This is a genomic window from Sphingomonas kaistensis, assembly GCF_011927725.1.
GTDB classification, from domain to species: Bacteria; Pseudomonadota; Alphaproteobacteria; order Sphingomonadales; family Sphingomonadaceae; genus Sphingomicrobium; species Sphingomicrobium kaistense.
On the sequence record NZ_JAATJC010000001.1, the window covers coordinates 2582926 to 2599490 of the forward strand.

At 66.4% G+C, this 16565-nt stretch carries 21 protein-coding genes; 11 read left to right on the top strand and 10 right to left on the bottom strand.

The window, feature by feature from the left end:
* Positions 1-16: 16 nt before the first annotated feature.
* The 4 genes from GGQ97_RS12710 to GGQ97_RS12725 all read right to left on the bottom strand — a co-directional run bounded on the left by GGQ97_RS12710 (position 17) and on the right by GGQ97_RS12725 (position 2119).
* Complete coding sequence (locus GGQ97_RS12710; RefSeq protein WP_168070108.1) at positions 17-589, bottom strand: DUF2062 domain-containing protein; 573 nt, start codon at positions 587-589, stop codon at positions 17-19.
* Positions 582-1070: an SsrA-binding protein SmpB gene (gene smpB, locus GGQ97_RS12715; protein WP_168070116.1), complete on the bottom strand. Its 489-nt coding sequence runs from the start codon at positions 1068-1070 to the stop codon at positions 582-584. Before smpB ends, GGQ97_RS12710 begins: the two co-directional genes overlap by 8 nt.
* 441 nt (positions 1071-1511) lie before the next feature.
* On the bottom strand, positions 1512-1835 hold the full coding sequence (locus GGQ97_RS12720; protein WP_168070118.1) for a hypothetical protein: 324 nt from the start codon (positions 1833-1835) through the stop codon (positions 1512-1514).
* A gap of 38 nt (positions 1836-1873) precedes the next feature.
* Entirely contained in the window at positions 1874-2119 is a 246-nt protein-coding gene (locus GGQ97_RS12725) for a hypothetical protein (RefSeq protein WP_168067058.1), read from the bottom strand.
* A 212-nt stretch (positions 2120-2331) separates the two neighbouring features.
* Between GGQ97_RS12725 and GGQ97_RS12730 the strand changes: the two genes are divergently transcribed.
* The 7 genes from GGQ97_RS12730 to GGQ97_RS12760 all read left to right on the top strand — a co-directional run bounded on the left by GGQ97_RS12730 (position 2332) and on the right by GGQ97_RS12760 (position 7635).
* Positions 2332-2484, top strand: coding sequence for a hypothetical protein (locus GGQ97_RS12730; RefSeq protein WP_168070120.1), 153 nt, complete (start codon positions 2332-2334; stop codon positions 2482-2484).
* 117 nt (positions 2485-2601) lie between these two features.
* On the top strand, positions 2602-2916 hold the full coding sequence (locus GGQ97_RS12735) for an OmpA family protein (protein WP_168070122.1): 315 nt from the start codon (positions 2602-2604) through the stop codon (positions 2914-2916).
* Positions 2917-2979: 63 nt separating this feature from the next.
* Positions 2980-4497 carry a flavin-containing monooxygenase gene (locus GGQ97_RS12740; RefSeq protein WP_168070124.1) on the top strand — a complete coding sequence of 506 codons (1518 nt, stop codon included), beginning with the start codon at positions 2980-2982 and terminating at the stop codon, positions 4495-4497.
* Positions 4498-4551: 54 nt separating this feature from the next.
* Positions 4552-5130 (top strand): NifU family protein, encoded by a 579-nt coding sequence (locus tag GGQ97_RS12745; protein ID WP_168071053.1) that lies wholly within the window; start codon positions 4552-4554, stop codon positions 5128-5130.
* Positions 5131-5187: 57 nt separating this feature from the next.
* Positions 5188-6363 carry an acetyl-CoA C-acetyltransferase gene (locus GGQ97_RS12750; RefSeq protein WP_168070125.1) on the top strand — a complete coding sequence of 392 codons (1176 nt, stop codon included), beginning with the start codon at positions 5188-5190 and terminating at the stop codon, positions 6361-6363.
* 188 nt (positions 6364-6551) lie between these two features.
* A complete protein-coding gene (locus tag GGQ97_RS12755; RefSeq protein ID WP_168070127.1) occupies positions 6552-7004 on the top strand; it encodes a copper chaperone PCu(A)C in 453 nt (150 codons plus the stop codon).
* Complete coding sequence (locus GGQ97_RS12760; protein WP_168070129.1) at positions 6994-7635, top strand: SCO family protein; 642 nt, start codon at positions 6994-6996, stop codon at positions 7633-7635. Before GGQ97_RS12755 ends, GGQ97_RS12760 begins: the two co-directional genes overlap by 11 nt.
* Before the next feature lie 11 nt (positions 7636-7646).
* On the opposite strand, the gene GGQ97_RS12765 is transcribed toward GGQ97_RS12760, so the two are convergent.
* A complete protein-coding gene (locus GGQ97_RS12765; protein WP_168070130.1) occupies positions 7647-8312 on the bottom strand; it encodes a hypothetical protein in 666 nt (221 codons plus the stop codon).
* Positions 8313-8509: 197 nt separating this feature from the next.
* Positions 8510-9382: a class I SAM-dependent methyltransferase gene (locus tag GGQ97_RS12770; RefSeq protein ID WP_168070132.1), complete on the bottom strand. Its 873-nt coding sequence runs from the start codon at positions 9380-9382 to the stop codon at positions 8510-8512.
* A gap of 145 nt (positions 9383-9527) precedes the next feature.
* Between GGQ97_RS12770 and GGQ97_RS12775 the strand changes: the two genes are divergently transcribed.
* The gene (locus GGQ97_RS12775) at positions 9528-9716 is read left to right on the top strand and encodes a hypothetical protein (RefSeq protein ID WP_168070133.1); all 189 of its coding nucleotides are present in this window, start codon (positions 9528-9530) and stop codon (positions 9714-9716) included.
* 37 nt (positions 9717-9753) lie between these two features.
* Here GGQ97_RS12775 and GGQ97_RS12780 read toward each other — a convergent pair whose 3' ends face one another.
* Positions 9754-10251 (bottom strand): hypothetical protein, encoded by a 498-nt coding sequence (locus tag GGQ97_RS12780; protein ID WP_168070135.1) that lies wholly within the window; start codon positions 10249-10251, stop codon positions 9754-9756.
* 29 nt (positions 10252-10280) lie between these two features.
* Positions 10281-11144, bottom strand: coding sequence for an alpha/beta fold hydrolase (locus GGQ97_RS12785; RefSeq protein WP_168070137.1), 864 nt, complete (start codon positions 11142-11144; stop codon positions 10281-10283).
* A 41-nt stretch (positions 11145-11185) separates the two neighbouring features.
* Between GGQ97_RS12785 and GGQ97_RS12790 the strand changes: the two genes are divergently transcribed.
* The gene (locus GGQ97_RS12790; RefSeq protein WP_168070138.1) at positions 11186-12577 is read left to right on the top strand and encodes a protein adenylyltransferase SelO family protein; all 1392 of its coding nucleotides are present in this window, start codon (positions 11186-11188) and stop codon (positions 12575-12577) included.
* Entirely contained in the window at positions 12574-13998 is a 1425-nt protein-coding gene (gene astD, locus GGQ97_RS12795; protein ID WP_168070140.1) for a succinylglutamate-semialdehyde dehydrogenase, read from the top strand. The genes GGQ97_RS12790 and astD overlap by 4 nt, the downstream gene beginning before the upstream one ends.
* Positions 13999-14061: 63 nt before the next feature.
* On the opposite strand, the gene GGQ97_RS12800 is transcribed toward astD, so the two are convergent.
* A complete protein-coding gene (locus GGQ97_RS12800) occupies positions 14062-15552 on the bottom strand; it encodes a replicative DNA helicase (protein WP_168070142.1) in 1491 nt (496 codons plus the stop codon).
* Between the two features lie 124 nt (positions 15553-15676).
* Here GGQ97_RS12800 and dcd point away from each other — a divergent pair, with 124 nt between their 5' ends.
* Positions 15677-16231 (top strand): dCTP deaminase, encoded by a 555-nt coding sequence (gene dcd / locus GGQ97_RS12805; protein ID WP_168070143.1) that lies wholly within the window; start codon positions 15677-15679, stop codon positions 16229-16231.
* Positions 16232-16237: 6 nt separating this feature from the next.
* Here the strand turns inward: dcd and GGQ97_RS12810 are convergent, their stop codons facing one another.
* Positions 16238-16555, bottom strand: coding sequence for a hypothetical protein (locus tag GGQ97_RS12810; protein ID WP_168070145.1), 318 nt, complete (start codon positions 16553-16555; stop codon positions 16238-16240).
* Positions 16556-16565 lie beyond the last annotated feature (10 nt).

Consider the following 16565-nt stretch of genomic DNA (forward strand, 5'->3'; position numbering starts at 1 on the left):
TCCTTGGCTTTCTCGATCAGTGGGTATGTCGAAACAGATCTCGCCGCACGCGCCTGCGCCACTTGGCCCCGACCCACCAGCGCCAGACGACGATCGACACTCCCCATCCTACGAACGCACAGGCCACGGCGATGAAGAACAGACCGGTGACCATCGCCGGGGCGGCATCCGACAGCAGCCAGGCGGTCCATTCGGAGGCCCCGGCGCCACTGTCGTAAAGGCGGTTGAAGGCGGAAAGGTCGGCGTGGAAGCCGAGCTTGTTGCCGAGCGCCAGCGCCGCGATCAGGAAAAAGGGCGTCGTCGCGGGGTTGGACAGGAAGGTCATCGCCGCTGCGACCGGGATGTTGCCGCGAAGCGGAATACACAGCAGCGCCGCGCCGACGATCTGCAGCCCGGGGACCATCAGGAAGATCCCGATGAACAGGCCGGCCGCGACCCCGCGGGGCACCGAGCGGCGGGTGAAACGCCACAGATCGGACTGGCGGACACGCGTGCCGAACGGCTTCAGCCAGCGACTTTCCAGCACTTCCTCGCGGCTCGGCGTGGCCTTGTCGGCGAGGCGGCGGAAGAAGCCGGGCCGGTCAGCCATTCGACTTCATCAGCCGCTGCTGCTCACGCTTCCAGTCGCGTTCCTTGATCGTCTCGCGCTTGTCGTGAACCTTCTTGCCGCGGGCCAGCGCCAGTTCGACCTTCGCCTTGCCCTTGCCGTTGAAGTAGATGCTGAGCGGCACGAGGGTCAGGCCCTGGCGGTTGATCGCGCCCATCAGCCGACCGATCTCGCGCTTCTTGAGCAGCAGCCGGCGCTTGCGGCGCGGCTCGTGGTTCATCCAACTGCCGTTCTTATATTCGGGGATGTGGCTGTTGATCAGCACCACTTCCTCGCCCTCGACCGTGGCATAGCTTTCCGCGATCGACCCTTCGCCATTGCGCAGCGCCTTCACCTCGGTGCCCTGCAGCGCGATCCCGGCCTCGAACCTTTCCTCCACGAAATAATCGAAGCGGACGCGGCGGTTGTCGGCCACGACCTTCTGCTTGTCGAATTCTGGTGAGGGAGGGGCAAATTTGGGCATGGGGGCTTTCCCGACCGCACTTAGGCGCTGCACTCCCCGGGCGGAAGCCACCCAGCCGCAAAAGAGTCGGGTTAATTGACAGATAACCATCAGCCTTAATGAGAAAAGCGCGGAACACGGCCATTGGCACGGCCGTTGCTTAACCAATGGCTATGGATCCCAAGAACTGGGCGCGACGGGCTGGTCGCTTGTTCGTCATCAGGACGCGCTGGGAAGCGTGGGCCGTGACCTGGGCGATTGCCCTGGGCGCGGCCGAGCGCGGCAAATATTATCTCGCCCTCTACCCTGGGGCGCTCGGATGGACGTTCTTCGTAGTGTGCTGCGGGGTGGTCTTCGTCGCCGGCGCGAAGCTGCTGGACGCGACCCGCCGCGAGGACAAGGTCGTCACATCGCCGGGCGCCCCTGCCCTCGCCTCCGCGCCGATGCGGAGGCTCCGCCCGCTCAGTCGTAATCGACCCAGAGCGTTCCGTCCGCTCGACGGTTCAAGGTTACGATCCGCACATCGCAGAGATTGACCGACGTCCAGGTGATCTCGGACCCCGCAAGGCGGGCGCGCAGATCGAAGGCGCACAGGTCGCCGCCCGGAGACGGCACGGAAACGCGCGACCTTGCAGGCAAGGCAACCCCGCCAACCGAACGCCACGGGGCGCTGCCATTGGCGGGGCGGATCGCAAGTTCTTCGATGGAAGCGCCGGTCCCGTTCACCAGCACGAACGGGCCGGGGGACCCAAGGGTGGCAACAATCAGAAGCAGGGCTCCGACCATGCTTCCTTATAGCAGAAAACGGCGGTTGCCGCGAGCGGTCAGGCCGCCCGGCTGAGCATTCCCGTCCCATGGCGGAACAGCGGCGCCGCGGCGCTGCGCGAATAGCTTTCCGACAGGGGCAGTGCGGTTCCGCAGAATCCGCATTCGGCCAGCATGCGCCCGATCAGCCAGTGGGTCCGCCCGCAGCCGGGGCAGTGATTGACGGCATTCTCCCGGTAGACGGCATGGTAGCCGCGCATCGAGGGATTGAAATTCCGCGTCGTCGAAATGTTCGAAGTCAGCATGGCTGTCCCTCGCTCCAAAAGTTAAGTTCAGGTCTGTAACGAGCGGCGAGTCGTTCGGTTTCAGCGACGATCTGCTTTTGGGCCGGTCCTGTCACCCATCTGCAACGTCCTGTGCCGTGGCGGGACGGCTGTGGATATTAACTGATTCTACACCAATGGAGCGCAGTTTTTGGGAAACAGCGCCGCCTGTCCTTCGTCGTGGAGCCGGAAGAATGGAGTCTAATCAGCGCTATTATGCCCGCCGGGCGGCCGAGGAACGGATGGCGGCGAGCCGTGCCATCACCCTCGCCGCGCGCGAATGGCATGCGCAACTGGCCCAGCAATTTGCGGTGCGTGCCGCCGAGTGCGTCGCCGCTGCCGCCTGAGGCCGCTCCATCCGGCCAGCTTGGCAAGAGCCGCGCTGGTCTGACATAGTCCACTCCATGTTGACGCTCCTCCTCGCTACCGCCGCATCGTTCCAGAGTGCGGCTGTGCCGGCACCGATGATGATTTTCTTTGACAGTGGCGGTCACGAGATCAGGCGTGAATGGGAGCCCGTCCTCGACCAGGCCGCAACGGCCGCATCGAGCGGTTCCAGGCTGCGCATCACCGGCCATAGCGATCGCCCCGGCAGCCCCGCCGTCAATCGCCGCTTCGCGCTTCAGCGCGCGCAGGTCGTCGCCGACGCCCTGGTCGCCCGCGGGGTGCAGCGCTCGGCCCTGACGGTCGTGAGCGAGGGCGAAGAGGCGCCGTTCATCCCCACTGCCGACGGCGTCCGCGAGATCCAGAACCGCCGGGTGGATATCCGGCCCGAGTAGATCGCCCGGAAACAAGCGCGACATGCCGCTTGCCTGTGGCCCGGTGTCGGGCAAAGCAGGCACATGACCACGCCGCCGCCTAGTGATTGCGAGACCGATGTCGACGTCTTGGTTGTCGGCGCGGGGCTGTCCGGCATCGGCACCGCCTGGCATCTGCAGACCTATTGCCCGCAACATCGCTATGCGATCGTCGAGGCGCGCGGTGCGATCGGCGGGACCTGGGACCTGTTTCGCTATCCCGGACTGCGCTCCGACAGCGACATGTACACGCTCGGCTACAGCTTCGAGCCGTGGACCGAGGCCAAGGCGATCGCCGACGGTGCGACGATCCTCGCCTACGTCAACCGGGTCGCGGACAAATATGGCATCCGGGACAAGATCCGGTTCGGCCACAAGCTGGTTTCCGCCGATTTCGACAGCCGGGCGGCGCGCTGGACGGTATCGCTCGAAACGACCGATGGACTTCGGACCCTGACCTGCCGCTGGCTGCACATGGGCACCGGTTATTACGATTATGACGAGGCGCACTGTCCCGCCTTCGCGGGGGCGGCCGGTTTTACGGGCGCCTTCTTCCACGCCCAGTTCTGGCCGGAAGGGCTCGACCTGGCGGGTCGCAAGGTGGTGGTGATAGGCAGCGGCGCCACCGCCGTGACCATCGTCCCCGAATTGGCCAGGCAAGGCGCTGAGCACGTCGCCATGCTGCAGCGCTCGCCGACCTACATGGTCAGCCATCCCTCGGTGGACAAAGCAGCCGGGCGGATTCGCCGCTTGCTTGGCGACCGCCTCGGCCACGCCCTTGTCCGCACCCGCAACGTCCTCCTGCAGCAGGCTTTCTATCAGCTTGCGAGGAGGCGGCCGGCCCTCACCCGAAGACTTCTTCGCAAGGGCCTGACCCGGGAACTACCGGCCGACTACGCCATCGATACCCACTTCAATCCGTTGTACGATCCATGGGACCAGCGGCTGTGCCTGGTGCCTGATTCAGACCTGTTCAAGGGCATCCGCGAGGGCAAGGTGTCGGTGGTCACCGATGAGGTCGATCGCCTCACGACTGACGGCGTTCTCCTGAAAAGCGGACAGGTCCTCGAGGCCGACGTGATCGTGGCGGCCACCGGCCTCAAGGTCAGGCTGCTCGCCGATGCGGCCTTCAGCATCGACGGCGAGCAGCGCAAGCTGGGCGGCGCGATGACCTACAAGGGCATGATGTTCGGCGGGATACCGAACCTCAGCTACAGCTTCGGCTACACCAATGCGTCGTGGACGCTGAAGGCCGACCTGTCTTCCCGCTACCTGTGCCGGCTGCTGAATCGCCTGGCCGCGAAAGGGCAGTCGATCGCCGTGCCAGAACCCGATCCGCGGGTGCAGGCGGTGCGATTTCTCGACTTCACCTCGGGCTACTTGCGGCGCGCCGAAGCGATGCTTCCGGTCCAGGGTGATCGCGGGCCGTGGAAGCTTCACCAGAATTACGCGCGCGACGTCCTGGCGTTGAGGTTCGGCCGGATCGACGATGGCGTGATGCGCTTTTCCGAGCGGGCAGAGCGGCAGCCGCCTTTACCCACCCTTTCGGCCGGCGCGACCTGATCCTCGATTCGGGCGAAGGTTGAAGGTGGGAGGCAATCGCGCCACATGGGCGCCATGCTGATCACCACCGAACTCACGCCCAACCCTTCGACCCGCAAGTTCCTGCCGGGAACCGACGTCATGGAAGCGGGCAGCCGCGATTTCCCTGACGCCGCCAGCGCGGAAGCGAGCCCGCTTGCCGAGGCCCTGTTCGCGACCGGCGACGTGGAGGGCGTTTTCTTCGGGCGCGATTTCGTGTCCGTCACCGCTGCGCCGGACGTCGACTGGGCCGGGCTCGAAATCGACGTGGTTCAGATCCTGCTCGATCATTTCGTGTCGGGCGCGCCGCTGTTCCGGATGGGGAGCGCTGGCGGGATCCAGGTCGCCGCCGACGAGGATGCAAGCTACGACGAGGATCCGGCCGACGCCGAGATCGTGGCGCAGATCAAGGAACTGCTGGAGACGCGAGTCCGTCCGGCGGTGGCCCAGGATGGGGGCGACATCGTTTATCGCGGCTATAAGAGCGGCACCCTGTTCCTGGCGATGCAGGGCGCCTGCGCCGGTTGCCCGAGCTCGGCGGTGACGTTGAAGCGCGGGGTCGAGAACCTGATCCGCCATTACGTGCCTGAAGTGGAGACGGTGGAAGCGGTCTAGGCTTCCACCTCCTGCCGCTTCGTGGCTAGGAAGGGGCTCCCTGTCCGGAGCTTGTCCATGCCCTCAGCCTATATCGTCGCCGCCGCTCGCACTGCCGGGGGCAAGAAGGGCGGAGCGCTCAAGGACTGGCACCCGGCCGACCTCGGCGCCAAGGTGCTCGACGCGCTGGTCGAGCGCGCCGGGATCGACCCGGCGGTGATCGAGGACGTGATTGCCGGTTGCGTCGGCCAGGTCGGCGAACAGAGCTTCCACATCGGCCGCAACATGGTGATGGCCTCAAGCCTGCCGGACAGTGTGCCGGCGGTGTCGATCGACCGCCAGTGCGGCTCCTCGCAGCAATCGATCCACTTCGCCGCCCAGGCGGTGATGAGCGGGACGCAGGACGTGGTGATCGCTGCCGGCGTCGAGAGCATGACGCGGGTTCCGATGGGGCTTGCGGTGATGCTGCCGATGCAGGCGGGGATTGGCATCGGTCCGTGGCCGCAGTCGATCAAGGACCGCTACGGCGTGACCGAGTTCAGCCAGTTCACCGGGGCCGAGATGATCGCCCGCAACTTTCAGATGAGTCGCAAGGAGCTGGACGCCTTTGCGCTGGAAAGCCATCGGCGCGGGGCGGCGGCGACCGGGCGGGGCGATTTCGACGAGGAGATCGTGCCGCTGACGATCGTCGACGCCGACGGCAAGGAAACGCAGCACGTCCGTGACGAGGGCATTCGCGCCGATGCGTCGATGGAGGGCCTCGGCGCGCTCAAGACTCTGAAGCCCGACGGGGTCATCACCGCCGGCAATGCCAGCCAGATCTGCGACGGCGCGTCCGGCGTCATGGTGGTCAGCGAGCGGGCGCTGAAGGAGCATGGCCTCACTCCCCTTGCCCGGATCGACCATCTGACTGTCACCGCCGGCGACCCGGTGATCATGCTGATCGAACCGATCCCAGCCACCCGCCGCGCGCTGGAGCGGTCGGGCCGGAAGATCGAGGACATTGATCTCTACGAGGTCAACGAAGCCTTCGCGCCCGTCCCGTTGGCGTGGCTGCGCGAGATCGGCGGCGATCCGGAGAGGCTCAACGTCAATGGCGGGGCGATCAGCCTCGGCCATCCGCTGGGCGCAAGCGGGACCAAGTTGATGACGACCCTGGTCCACGCCCTACGCAAGAAGGGCGGCGGCTATGGCCTCCAAACGATGTGCGAAGGCGGCGGCATTGCCAACGTCACCATCATCGAAGCGCTCTGACCGGGCGGGCCGCTTCGAAGGTCACAAAGGTCACCAAGGTCACATGGGGGGGGGTCGCTTCGCCCGGTCGAGCTGCCCCGCCCTGCAGAGAGATCGGCGGCAAGGAGCAGGCTTGAACCATATGGGTTCATAGGACCGTGCCTTGTCCTACATTGCAAGCCCCTTCGGGCGACCCTAGATGCCTGCCCATGAAAAGCCTTTCCCTTCTTGCGGCGGCCGTGGCCGTCGCGGCGCCCGCGAGCGCCCAGGCCCCTGCCCTTCACGTCAGCGGCTGGGCCCGCGCCGGAGTGAGCAGCAGCGCGGCTTATGTCAGCGTGCACAATGGCGGCGCCGCCGATCGCTTGCTGGGTGCGAGCAGCCCGGCGGCCGGGCAAGTGTCGATCCACGACAGCCAGAATAGCGGCGGCGTGATGCGGATGCGGGCGGCGGGCGCGGTGCCGGTGGCCGCCGGTGGAAGCATCGCGATGAAGCCGAGTGGGCTGCACATCATGCTGTCGGGGCTGAAGACGCCGCTCAAGCCCGGGGCCAGGCTGCCGATCGTGCTTCGGTTCGAAAAGGCCGGGCTGGTACGGGCGAGCCTGCCGATCCTGCCGCCGGGAGCGCAGGGTCCGGCCGCCGCGGGGGCGCACCATGGCCACTGAGGCGCCAGCGTCGAAGCTGAAGGTGCTGCGCCTCGTCCTGTGGTCGCTGGTAGGCCTTGCCGCCGTCGCCTTCGCTTGGCTGTTGCTGGTGCGGCCGGAAGGGCCGACGGTCACCAGCCGGGCCGACCCCGGCATGCCCGGCTTCACCATCGGCGCGCCGTTCACCTTGACCGGCAGCGACGGGAAGCCCTTCAACAGCGCGCAGGCGCTTGCCGGGCGCCCCTATGCGATGTTCTTCGGCTTCACCAATTGCCCCGATGTGTGCCCCAATACACTGGGCAAGCTGGCCAAGCTGCGCGGACAGCTGGGCAAGGGTGACCAGGCGTTCGACATCGTGTTCGTGTCGGTCGACCCCAAGCGCGATACGCCGAAGGTCGTTGGGGACTATGTCGAGCTGTTCGGAACCCCGATCATCGGCCTGACCGGAAGTGAGGAACAGGTGGCAGCGGTGGCCAAGAGCCACGCCATCTACCAGGCGCGGGTGCCCGACAAGGCGGCGCCCGGCGGCTACACCGTCGACCATGGCAGCCAGGTGCTGCTATTCGGGCGCGACGGCAAGTTCGTGTCGACCATCGCGCAGGAGGAGGCCGACGCCCCCGCCCTCGACAAGCTGAAGCGGATCGTCGCCTAGGCCTTCGCGCGCTATCTGGTGCGCATGGCGAGGCCGAAGGTCGTCGCGCTGAGCATATCGGCCATCAGGTTGGGCTGGGCATTGGCCGCACTGTCACTCCGCTCGGTCAGCAGCCAGCCACGCACCAGTCCGGTCTGAACCCGGACGTTGCGTGCGCGCCCGCTCGCCTTGCTGGAGAATTGAAGGGTGCGGTGTTCGATGGCGTCGCTCCCCCGCTTCGGCCTGGCGGTCAGGAGCATGCCGGTCCACGGCTTGTAGCCAGGCTCTTTCACGGCAGCAGCCTGCGCATATTGCTCGGCCCAGTCGAGGGTCGCGTCGGCCGGGGCGCGTTCGACCGACGCGCGGAACAGGCTTCCGTTGCCGCTGGTCTCGCACGCCGCCGCAGTGGCGGTCGCATACAGGATCCGCTGCCCCTTCTTGCCGAGCGGGCAGCTCAGGCCCGAGGGAAGGTGTCGGGCCTTGCCCCCATTCACGTCGCTGGCGTCCTCGAACAGCCCGCTCGCACCGGCCCGCGCGATCTCCGCGGCGACTGCCTGCCTTGTCCGGGCGAGTTGCTCGGCCGACATCGGCTCGACGATCGTGATCCCCATGCTCTTCAGCAAATCGTCCTGCCGTTGCTGGGCCGATGCGGGGATGGCGACGGCAAGAGCAGTCGCGGCAAGAAGATGGATACGCATGGTTACTCTCCGAACTGAATGTTGCGGGAGGCTATGCTCGGTGTGTCGCGTTGGCAATTGATGTGCGGGATTGGATTGATTGCAGGTTACTGGCGGCGAATGTCTGCAATGGGTGGAAAGCGGAATGTCTGCCTTGGTCAGAATAGGCTCTCTTCAGAGCTTACGTCGGGACATCATACCCTAGCTTGTTGAAATGCTTAGTCTGGCGCACGACGGGCAACCAAGAGACAGCTTGATCCGAAAGGCACGGAGCGTCGGCCAGAGATTCGATCAGCTTCCCACGCAAACGAGCGTGAGAATCCTTTGCCAATCGTTCCCGATGGTAATCTATGATCGGCATCCACCGAAGACGGGCTGCCAGCATTCGTAAGCCTTAGCCAGCTTGGGATTGAACGGAGCGCAAATATCGGCGCCACTAGCGAGGAGAAGAAGTAGGTCCCGAACTCAACCTGAAAGCCTGCGGACGAAACCAGCTTGCTCAGAGAGGCCAGAGTGTACCGCCGGAAATGGCCCGCGTAATCATCTTCTGTTGACCACAACCATTTGAATGCGGGCACCGTTAGATAGATTCTCCCTGCGGGTTTGAGGGACGCACGCAGATGGCCGAGCGCAGCGGCATCGTCTTCTATGTGTTCCAGAACGTCGAAAAGGCCGGCGGCCCCAACGGATGCTGAAGGTATTTCAAGATCCTGGAATGGAGCCATGAGGACGGGCAACCCTCGCCCGTAGGCGCATTCCGCACCGGCCCTTCCGGGTTCGATGACAACACTTTGGAAGCCAGCCTCGCGGAGGCCGAGGGAAACATATCCGTTTCCTCCACCAATATCGATGATTATCCCTTCTGGTGGAAATTGCTGAACGACGGACGAGATGATCGCGTTTCGGTGTTTGAACCAATACGAGGCTTCTTCAACGTGAGCCAGACTGGTGTGGCCGCCAGGAGGGTAGGAGATGCCGTCGCCATTGCTGAATTCCCAAAAACCCGGCCGCGGCGCGCGCAATCCTGATATTCCGGAGCTAAAGTCGCAAGCTGCCTCGAGCGTTTGCTGACTTACCGTCTGCCTACTCATTCGATAAACGCTCCCCTCGCGACATGGCGCCCTTGCCCAGCAGGGTAATTCGCCCGGGAAAGGCAGATGCGGATCAACCCGAATGTCCGCAATGGCACAAGAGCAGACATTCGCATCAGGCGTCGCGCTGCGGTAGGGCTCGCTCATGACAAGGCCCGCTTCCATTGAACGCGCGTTCGAACTCGCCCGGTCGGGCCGATGCCGCAGCGTGGCGGCCATCGTGCGGCTGCTGGGCGACGACGAGCGGGCAGCCGTCGAGGAGTATCTCAAGACGCCGGCGGCGAGACGGGAGCTCATTCTGGTCTGCAGCGACGCGTGGCTCGCGGTGCGGTAGGATCGGCGTCGCAGCGCGGTCCTTCGCCGCTGCGCCGTCAGTAGTCGAACCGCAGGCCCCGGCAGGGTGTCGGGCGCAGGTGGTAATCCGCGAAGACGGACGAGGGCTTGTCCCTGGTCTGTTCGGTGATCGTCCAGCGCCAGCCGGTGCCGACGCGGCTGAAGCGATTGAGATAGGTCGCGTCGGTGAAGCGGTAGCGCTGGACGAAGCCGCCCGCTTCCAATTCGCCGAGGCCAAGCGAGGGTTCGTACAGGCCGCCGAAGGTGTCCAGGAAGACCGATCCAATCGCATTGGGCTTCTCGCCCGCGCCATAGGTGATCGCCGCTTCATACGGGTCCGACCCGAGGGCGCGCAGGTTGAGCGTGAAATAGCGCTGGCCCAGATGCCATTGGCCCCGCGCGATCGAAGGAGAGTCCTTGCCCTGCACCTGTCCGCTGACCCGCCAGCAGCCTTGCAGGCCAGCCACGCCGGCGAGACCGGGCGGCACGGTGTAGGCCGGAGTCGCCAGCATGAGGGTCAGCGCCAGCATCGTCATCGACATCTCCGGTACACCCGAGCTTGGGTCTAATCCGTGACCCGCGCCAGCAGGCGTTCGACGGCGGCGATGCTTTCGGGTTCGTCGAAGCTGGGGGCGTGGCCGACCTCCTCGATCGTGACGAGCTCGGCGTCGTCGCCCAGCTCGCGGACCATGCGCTCGGCGGTGGCGGCGGAGAACAGGTCGCTGGTGGCGCCGCGCAGGATGGTCACCGGGCGGCCCTTGAGATGGTCGAGCCACGGCCACAGGTTGGGCTGGGTCGCGTCATTGGCCTCGGCAAAGGGTTCGGCGATGCGCATGTCATAGTCGTAGACGACCTGCGGCCCTTCCTCGCGGCAGCAGCGGCGGGCGAAGCGTTCCCATTCGGCCACGCCCCAGCGCGGGTAGACGTCGCCCATCCGTGCCATCATCGCCGTGGCGGCGTCGGCGAAGCTGGTCCAGGTCACGGGCTTTCCGACATAGGTGCGAATGCGCTCGATGCCCTTCGGGTCGACTTCCGGCCCGATGTCGTTGAGAAGGGCGCCGGCGAGGCGCTCATTCTCCATCGCCGCAATCAGCATGGTGACGAGGCCGCCGAGCGAGGTGCCGATGAACACCGCGTCGGCGATCCCGAGCTGGTCGAGCAGCTTGATCACGTCGCGGGCATAGGTGGCGGGCATGTAGCGCGAGGGGTCGGGGTCGGCCGCGCTTCCGCCGCGACCGCGGAAGTCGAGCGCGAGGACGCGCCATTCGCCGGCGAAGCGGTCGGCCAGCGGCTCGAAATCGCGGGCATTGCGGGTCAGGCCCGGAAGGCACAGGATCGGGGGCTGGTCGGGATCTCCCCCCGCATAATCGCGGTAATGGAGCCGAAGGCCGTCCGTGCTGTTGTAGTTCCGGTCCTCGTACCGAGCCACTCGCTGCTCCCTTTCTGATCGCCTGCCTCTATCCGGACAAGATGACGCCTGTGCAACCCTACCGACCCGATCCGCGCATCCTGGAGCTTGGCGAGACGTTTTACGACCCGGTGCGCGCAGCGAATTTCCCGGCGTGCACGGCGCGGTTCGTGAACACGCGCGCGGCGGCGGAGGTCGGATTGGAGGGGACCGACTGGGCGCGGCACTTCTGCCGGTTCGAGCCGCTGCCTGGAAATCTCGAGGCGCCGCTGGCGCTGCGCTACCACGGGCACCAGTTCCGATCGTATAATCCTGAGCTCGGCGACGGGCGCGGATTTCTGTTCGCGCAGCTCCGCGACGGGGCCGGGCGGCTGATGGATCTTGGCACCAAGGGGTCGGGGCAGACGCCGTGGAGCCGGTTCGGCGACGGCCGGCTGACGCTGAAAGGAGGGGTGCGCGAGGTGCTGGCCACCGAGATGCTGCAGGCGCTGGGGGTGAACACCAGCCGCAGCTTCGCGCTGTTCGAGACGGGCGAGGAGCTGGAGCGCAACGACGAGCCCTCCCCGACCCGCTCGGCGGTGCTGACGCGGCTGAGCCACGGGCACATCCGCATCGGCACCTTCCAGCGGCTGGCGTTCGGCGAGGATGTCGCGGGGCTTGAGCGGCTGGTGCGCTATTGCCTCGAGCATCTGTATGGCGAGGCGGCCGATGGCGGGGCCGAGCGGCTGTTCGCGCTGGTGACGGAGCGGACCGCGGCGCTGGCGGCGAGCTACATGGTGGCGGGGTTCGTCCATGGGGTGCTTAACACCGACAACATCAACATCACCGGCGAGAGCTTCGATTACGGGCCGTGGCGGTTCGCGCCGAGCTGGGACCCGGCCTTCACCGCCGCCTACTTCGATCATGCCGGGCTGTACGCGTTCGGCCGGCAGCCGGAGGCGATCCAGTGGAACCTGGCGCAGCTTGCTGGATGCCTTGCGCTGATGACCGACGGGCACGACGGGCTGCAGGCAATCCTCGAGGGCTTCGCCGGACAATTCCACGCGGCGCTGGCGGCGGGAATGGTGGGGCGGCTGGGACTGGCCCCGGCCGGGGCCGAGGAGGACCGGGTGGTGGCGCGAACGGCGGTGGCCGCGCTCGGGACCGGCGCAATTGGCATCGACCGCTTCTTCTTCGACTGGTTTGGCGGCGAGCGGCCGGGGGGCGAGGCCTATGCCGACCCGGCGTTCCAAGCTTTGGCGGAGGCGATCGGCGAGCGGCGCGGCGCGCGGGCGCATCCCTACTGGTCGGACCCGGAGCCTTGCTCGCTGTTGATCGACGAGGTGGAGGCGATCTGGGCTTCGATTGCCAGCGACGACGACTGGGCGCCGTTCGAGGCCAAGGTGGCGGCCATACGGCGGATGGGCGAGGCCTTGACGGGGGCGGCGGGCTCGGCTTCTTCGCCACTCGCATGACATTGATTTCCCTTGCGCCGGCGACCGGCGACTCCCTGTGGTCCGGTGAGATCGGCGATGCGGCGGCCGAAGTGGCGGCGGCGCGCGACGCGTTCCCTGCCTGGGCCGCGCAGCCGGTCACCTATCGCGCCGAAACGCTGCGCCGCTTCGCCAATGCGGTGCGGGCGCGCGAGGCCGAGTTCGCCCGGCTGATCGCGCTCGAAACGGGCAAGCCCCTGTGGGAAGCGAAGACCGAGGTGGGGGCGGTCGTGAACAAGGTCGAGATTTCGATCAGCGCCTACATGGAGCGCACAGGTACCACGCGGCAGGAAGCGGCGCTGGGGTCGAAGATCGCGGTGCGGCACAAACCGCACGGGGTGCTTGCGGTGCTCGGACCCTATAATTTCCCCGCGCACTTGCCCAACGGGCATATCGTGCCGGCGCTGCTGGCCGGGAACACGGTGGTGTTCAAGCCGTCGGAAAAGACCCCGGCGGTGGGCGAGATGCTGGTCCAGCTCTACCACGAGGCAGGCGTGCCGGAAGGCGCGGTCCGGTTGTTGATCGGCGGACCGGATGAGGGCCGCGCCCTGGCCGGCGAGGAGGGCATCGACGGACTGCTGTTCACCGGCTCGGCCCGGGCCGGGCAGGCACTTCACCGGCAATTCGCCGACATGCCCCACAAGATCCTGGCGCTGGAGCTGGGCGGCAACAACCCGCTGGTGGTGTGGGATGCCAGCGACACCGCCGCTGCGGCAACCATCGCGGTGCAATCGGCCTATCTGTCGGCAGGGCAGCGCTGCACCGCCGCGCGGCGCCTGATTGTGCGCGAGGGCAAGGCCGGCGACGACCTGGTCAAGGCGATGCTGAAGCTGATGGACCGGCTGATCGTCGGTGAGCCGTTCGCCCAGCCCCAGCCCTTCATGGGGCCGGTGATCGACAATGCCGCGGCCGATCATGTCCAGGCGCAGTTCCTCGACCTGATGATCAAGGGCGGGCGGGTGATCCGCCGGCTTGACCGGCCGCAGGAAAGGCAGCCGTTCCTGACCCCGGCCCTGATCGACGTGACCGACGTGGCCGGACGGCCCGACGAGGAGATGTTCGGCCCCGCGCTGCAGCTGGTCCGGGTGCCCGATTTCGACGCCGCCATCGCCGAGGCCAACAACACCCGCTTCGGCCTTGCCGCCAGCCTGGTCGGCGGATCGCCTCAGCAGTTCGACCGCTTCTGGAGCGAGGTCCGGGCCGGGGTCATCAACTGGAACAAGCCGACCAACGGCGCGCCCTCCAACGCGCCCTTCGGCGGCGTCGGCCTCAGCGGCAATCATCGGCCGAGCGCGGCCTATGCGGCCGATTATTGCGCTTATCCCGTCACCAGCAGCGAAGCCGAGATTGCCCGCGCCGCCATCAACGAAGGCCTGCGCGACCCCAACATGCTGGAAGACTGAGGCCATCGCGGGCCGGAGCGCAGGAACGCGCTTCCGGCCCGCGGCCCACCCCCGGGCGGCGGCTTAGTGGAATTCGGGCGCGTGGCCTTCTTCCACCAGATCGGAGAATTTGGTGATCCGGGCGTCGAACTTGAGCTTCACCTTGCCGGTCGCGCCGTGGCGCTGCTTGGCGATGATCAACTCGGCCGTGCCGTAGATCTTGGCCATTTCCTCCTGCCATGAAGGCAGGTCGGGATGGTCGTCGGGCGGCTGCTTGGCCATCAGATAATAGTCGCCGCGATAGATGAACCAGACCATGTCGGCGTCCTGCTCGATCGAGCCGGATTCGCGAAGGTCGGAGAGCTGCGGACGCTTGTCCTCGCGCTGTTCGACCGCACGGCTGAGCTGGGACAGGGCGACCACGGGGACGTGGAGTTCCTTGGCGAGGCTCTTGAGGCCGCGGCTGATCTCCGAAATTTCCTGCACGCGGTTGGAATCGCCGCCCTTGCCGCCACCCGACAGGAGCTGGAGGTAGTCGACGATCACCAGGCCGATGTTCTTCTGGCGCTTGAGCCGGCGGGCACGGGCGCGCAGCGCGGCGATGGTCAGGCCGGGGGTGTCGTCGATGTAGAGCGGAAGGCTGTTCAATTCCGCCGCGACCCGCGCGAATTCCCGGAACTCGTTGAGGTTCATCTGCCCGGTGCGGATATTCTGGCCGGAGATGTTGCTCTGCTCGGCAAGGATGCGGGTAGCGAGCTGGTCGGCCGACATTTCGAGGCTGAAGAAGGCGACCGATGCGCCGGCCGAGCGCTCGGACGTGATGCCGTCGGCATTGTCCTGCAGCATCCGCCGGGCGGCGTTGAACGCGATATTGGTGGCGAGCGAGGTCTTGCCCATGCCTGGACGCCCGGCGAGGATGATGAGGTCGGAGCGGTGCATGCCGCCCATCCGCGCGTTGACGTCGGTGAAGCCGGTCGTGATGCCCGACAGCGCGCCGCCCGAATTGAGCGCCGCCTCCGCGATCAGCAGCGCTTCTTTGGAGGCGTCGGCGAAGGTCTTAACCTTGCCCTCGCCCCCGCCCTGCTCGGCGACCTTGTAGAGTTCGGTTTCGGCCCGCTCGATCTGCTCGAGCGGCTTGACGTCCTCGCTGGTGTCGAGCGCCCCGGTGACGAGGTCGCGGCCGACCGCGACCAGGCTGCGCAGCAGCGCGAGGTCGTAGATCTGGGCCGCAAAGTCGCGCGCCGCGATCAGCGCCGCGCCAGAACCGGTCAGCTGGGCAAGATAGGACGGCCCGCCGACCTGCCGCATCGCCTCGTCCGCTTCGAACAAGGGTTTCAGCGTGACCGGGTTGGCGATCATGTTGCGGTCGGTGAGGCGGAGGATCGCGTCGTAGATGCGGCCATGGAGCGGCTCGAAGAAATGATCGGCACGCAGCTTCAACTGGACGTCCTCGACCAGCCGGTTGTCCATCAGCAGCGCGCCTAGCAGCGCCGCTTCGGCCTCGACGTTGTGGGGGAGCTGCTGGACCGGGGTCTCGGCAGGTCCGGCGCCCGGGTGAAGGAGGATTTCGGCCATGACCGTTCCTCTACGCTTTTCGCACGGGCCGCCAAGCTGTGGATAACGAGGATAGCGTGGGCATCGCGGATTTCCGCGCGGCGGGAATCGACGAACCGTTGGGCGCACGGCTAAGCCCGCTTGCATGAGCATCCTTTCCGACCGCTGGATCCGCGAACAGGCGCAGACCCAAGGCATGATCGAGCCGTTCGTGGAGGCCCAGCGCCGCGACGGCTGCATCAGCTACGGCCTGTCGAGCTATGGCTACGACGCCCGCGTGGCGGACGAGTTCAAGATCTTCACCAACGTCGATTCGGCGGTGGTCGACCCCAAGGATTTCGCCGCCAACAGCTTCGTCGACCGCAAGACGGATGTCTGCATCATCCCGCCCAACAGCTTCGCGCTGGCGCGGACGGTGGAATATTTCCGGGTGCCGCGCGACGTGCTGGTGATCTGCCTCGGCAAGTCGACCTATGCGCGGTGCGGGATCATCGTGAACGTCACCCCGCTCGAGCCCGGCTGGGAGGGGCATGTCACGCTGGAATTCAGCAACACCACGCCCCTGCCCGCCAAGATCTACGCCAACGAGGGGGCGTGCCAATTCCTGTTCCTGAAGGGCAATGAGCCGTGCGAGGTCAGCTATGCCGACCGCGCGGGCAAGTATCAGGGGCAGAAGGGTGTCACCCTGCCGCGACTGTGATTTCGCCTATGCCGTGAGGCGGATGAGGGTACCCGCAAGCACAAGCAGGAAACCCGCTGCGAAAAGGATGGCGAAGAAAATACGCACACGCTCAAGATGTCGGCGCAGCATCCGGTCATAGGCCGGCAGGTCGAGCCAGTAGCGGCCCGGCTGTTCCTCGTGCACCGCGCCTGCGCTCCGCAGCCGCTCGAACTGGCGCCGTTCGAAGCCATTGTCGGGCGCGAAGGCGATGGCCCGGTCGGGACGGACGGCATCGGCCGAGAAGAAGGCGTGCTGGATTTCCCGGCGCGCCCGTGCCGCCAACGCCGCTGCCGCCGTCGCCATTCTGCCCACT

What these genes read in the sequence shown, in the direction of transcription:
- GGQ97_RS12710 (WP_168070108.1), bottom strand. Translation starts at nt 589, where the DNA reads ATGGCTGACCGGCCCGGCTTCTTCCGCCGCCTCGCCGACAAGGCCACG.
- smpB (WP_168070116.1), bottom strand. Translation starts at nt 1,070, where the DNA reads ATGCCCAAATTTGCCCCTCCCTCACCAGAATTCGACAAGCAGAAGGTC.
- GGQ97_RS12720 (WP_168070118.1), bottom strand. Translation starts at nt 1,835, where the DNA reads ATGGTCGGAGCCCTGCTTCTGATTGTTGCCACCCTTGGGTCCCCCGGC.
- GGQ97_RS12725 (WP_168067058.1), bottom strand. Translation starts at nt 2,119, where the DNA reads ATGCTGACTTCGAACATTTCGACGACGCGGAATTTCAATCCCTCGATG.
- GGQ97_RS12730 (WP_168070120.1), top strand. Translation starts at nt 2,332, where the DNA reads ATGGAGTCTAATCAGCGCTATTATGCCCGCCGGGCGGCCGAGGAACGG.
- GGQ97_RS12735 (WP_168070122.1), top strand. Translation starts at nt 2,602, where the DNA reads ATGATGATTTTCTTTGACAGTGGCGGTCACGAGATCAGGCGTGAATGG.
- GGQ97_RS12740 (WP_168070124.1), top strand. Translation starts at nt 2,980, where the DNA reads ATGACCACGCCGCCGCCTAGTGATTGCGAGACCGATGTCGACGTCTTG.
- GGQ97_RS12745 (WP_168071053.1), top strand. Translation starts at nt 4,552, where the DNA reads ATGCTGATCACCACCGAACTCACGCCCAACCCTTCGACCCGCAAGTTC.
- GGQ97_RS12750 (WP_168070125.1), top strand. Translation starts at nt 5,188, where the DNA reads ATGCCCTCAGCCTATATCGTCGCCGCCGCTCGCACTGCCGGGGGCAAG.
- GGQ97_RS12755 (WP_168070127.1), top strand. Translation starts at nt 6,552, where the DNA reads ATGAAAAGCCTTTCCCTTCTTGCGGCGGCCGTGGCCGTCGCGGCGCCC.
- GGQ97_RS12760 (WP_168070129.1), top strand. Translation starts at nt 6,994, where the DNA reads ATGGCCACTGAGGCGCCAGCGTCGAAGCTGAAGGTGCTGCGCCTCGTC.
- GGQ97_RS12765 (WP_168070130.1), bottom strand. Translation starts at nt 8,312, where the DNA reads ATGCGTATCCATCTTCTTGCCGCGACTGCTCTTGCCGTCGCCATCCCC.
- GGQ97_RS12770 (WP_168070132.1), bottom strand. Translation starts at nt 9,382, where the DNA reads ATGAGTAGGCAGACGGTAAGTCAGCAAACGCTCGAGGCAGCTTGCGAC.
- GGQ97_RS12775 (WP_168070133.1), top strand. Translation starts at nt 9,528, where the DNA reads ATGACAAGGCCCGCTTCCATTGAACGCGCGTTCGAACTCGCCCGGTCG.
- GGQ97_RS12780 (WP_168070135.1), bottom strand. Translation starts at nt 10,251, where the DNA reads ATGACGATGCTGGCGCTGACCCTCATGCTGGCGACTCCGGCCTACACC.
- GGQ97_RS12790 (WP_168070138.1), top strand. Translation starts at nt 11,186, where the DNA reads ATGACGCCTGTGCAACCCTACCGACCCGATCCGCGCATCCTGGAGCTT.
- astD (WP_168070140.1), top strand. Translation starts at nt 12,574, where the DNA reads ATGACATTGATTTCCCTTGCGCCGGCGACCGGCGACTCCCTGTGGTCC.
- GGQ97_RS12800 (WP_168070142.1), bottom strand. Translation starts at nt 15,552, where the DNA reads ATGGCCGAAATCCTCCTTCACCCGGGCGCCGGACCTGCCGAGACCCCG.
- dcd (WP_168070143.1), top strand. Translation starts at nt 15,677, where the DNA reads ATGAGCATCCTTTCCGACCGCTGGATCCGCGAACAGGCGCAGACCCAA.
- GGQ97_RS12810 (WP_168070145.1), bottom strand. Translation starts at nt 16,555, where the DNA reads ATGGCGACGGCGGCAGCGGCGTTGGCGGCACGGGCGCGCCGGGAAATC.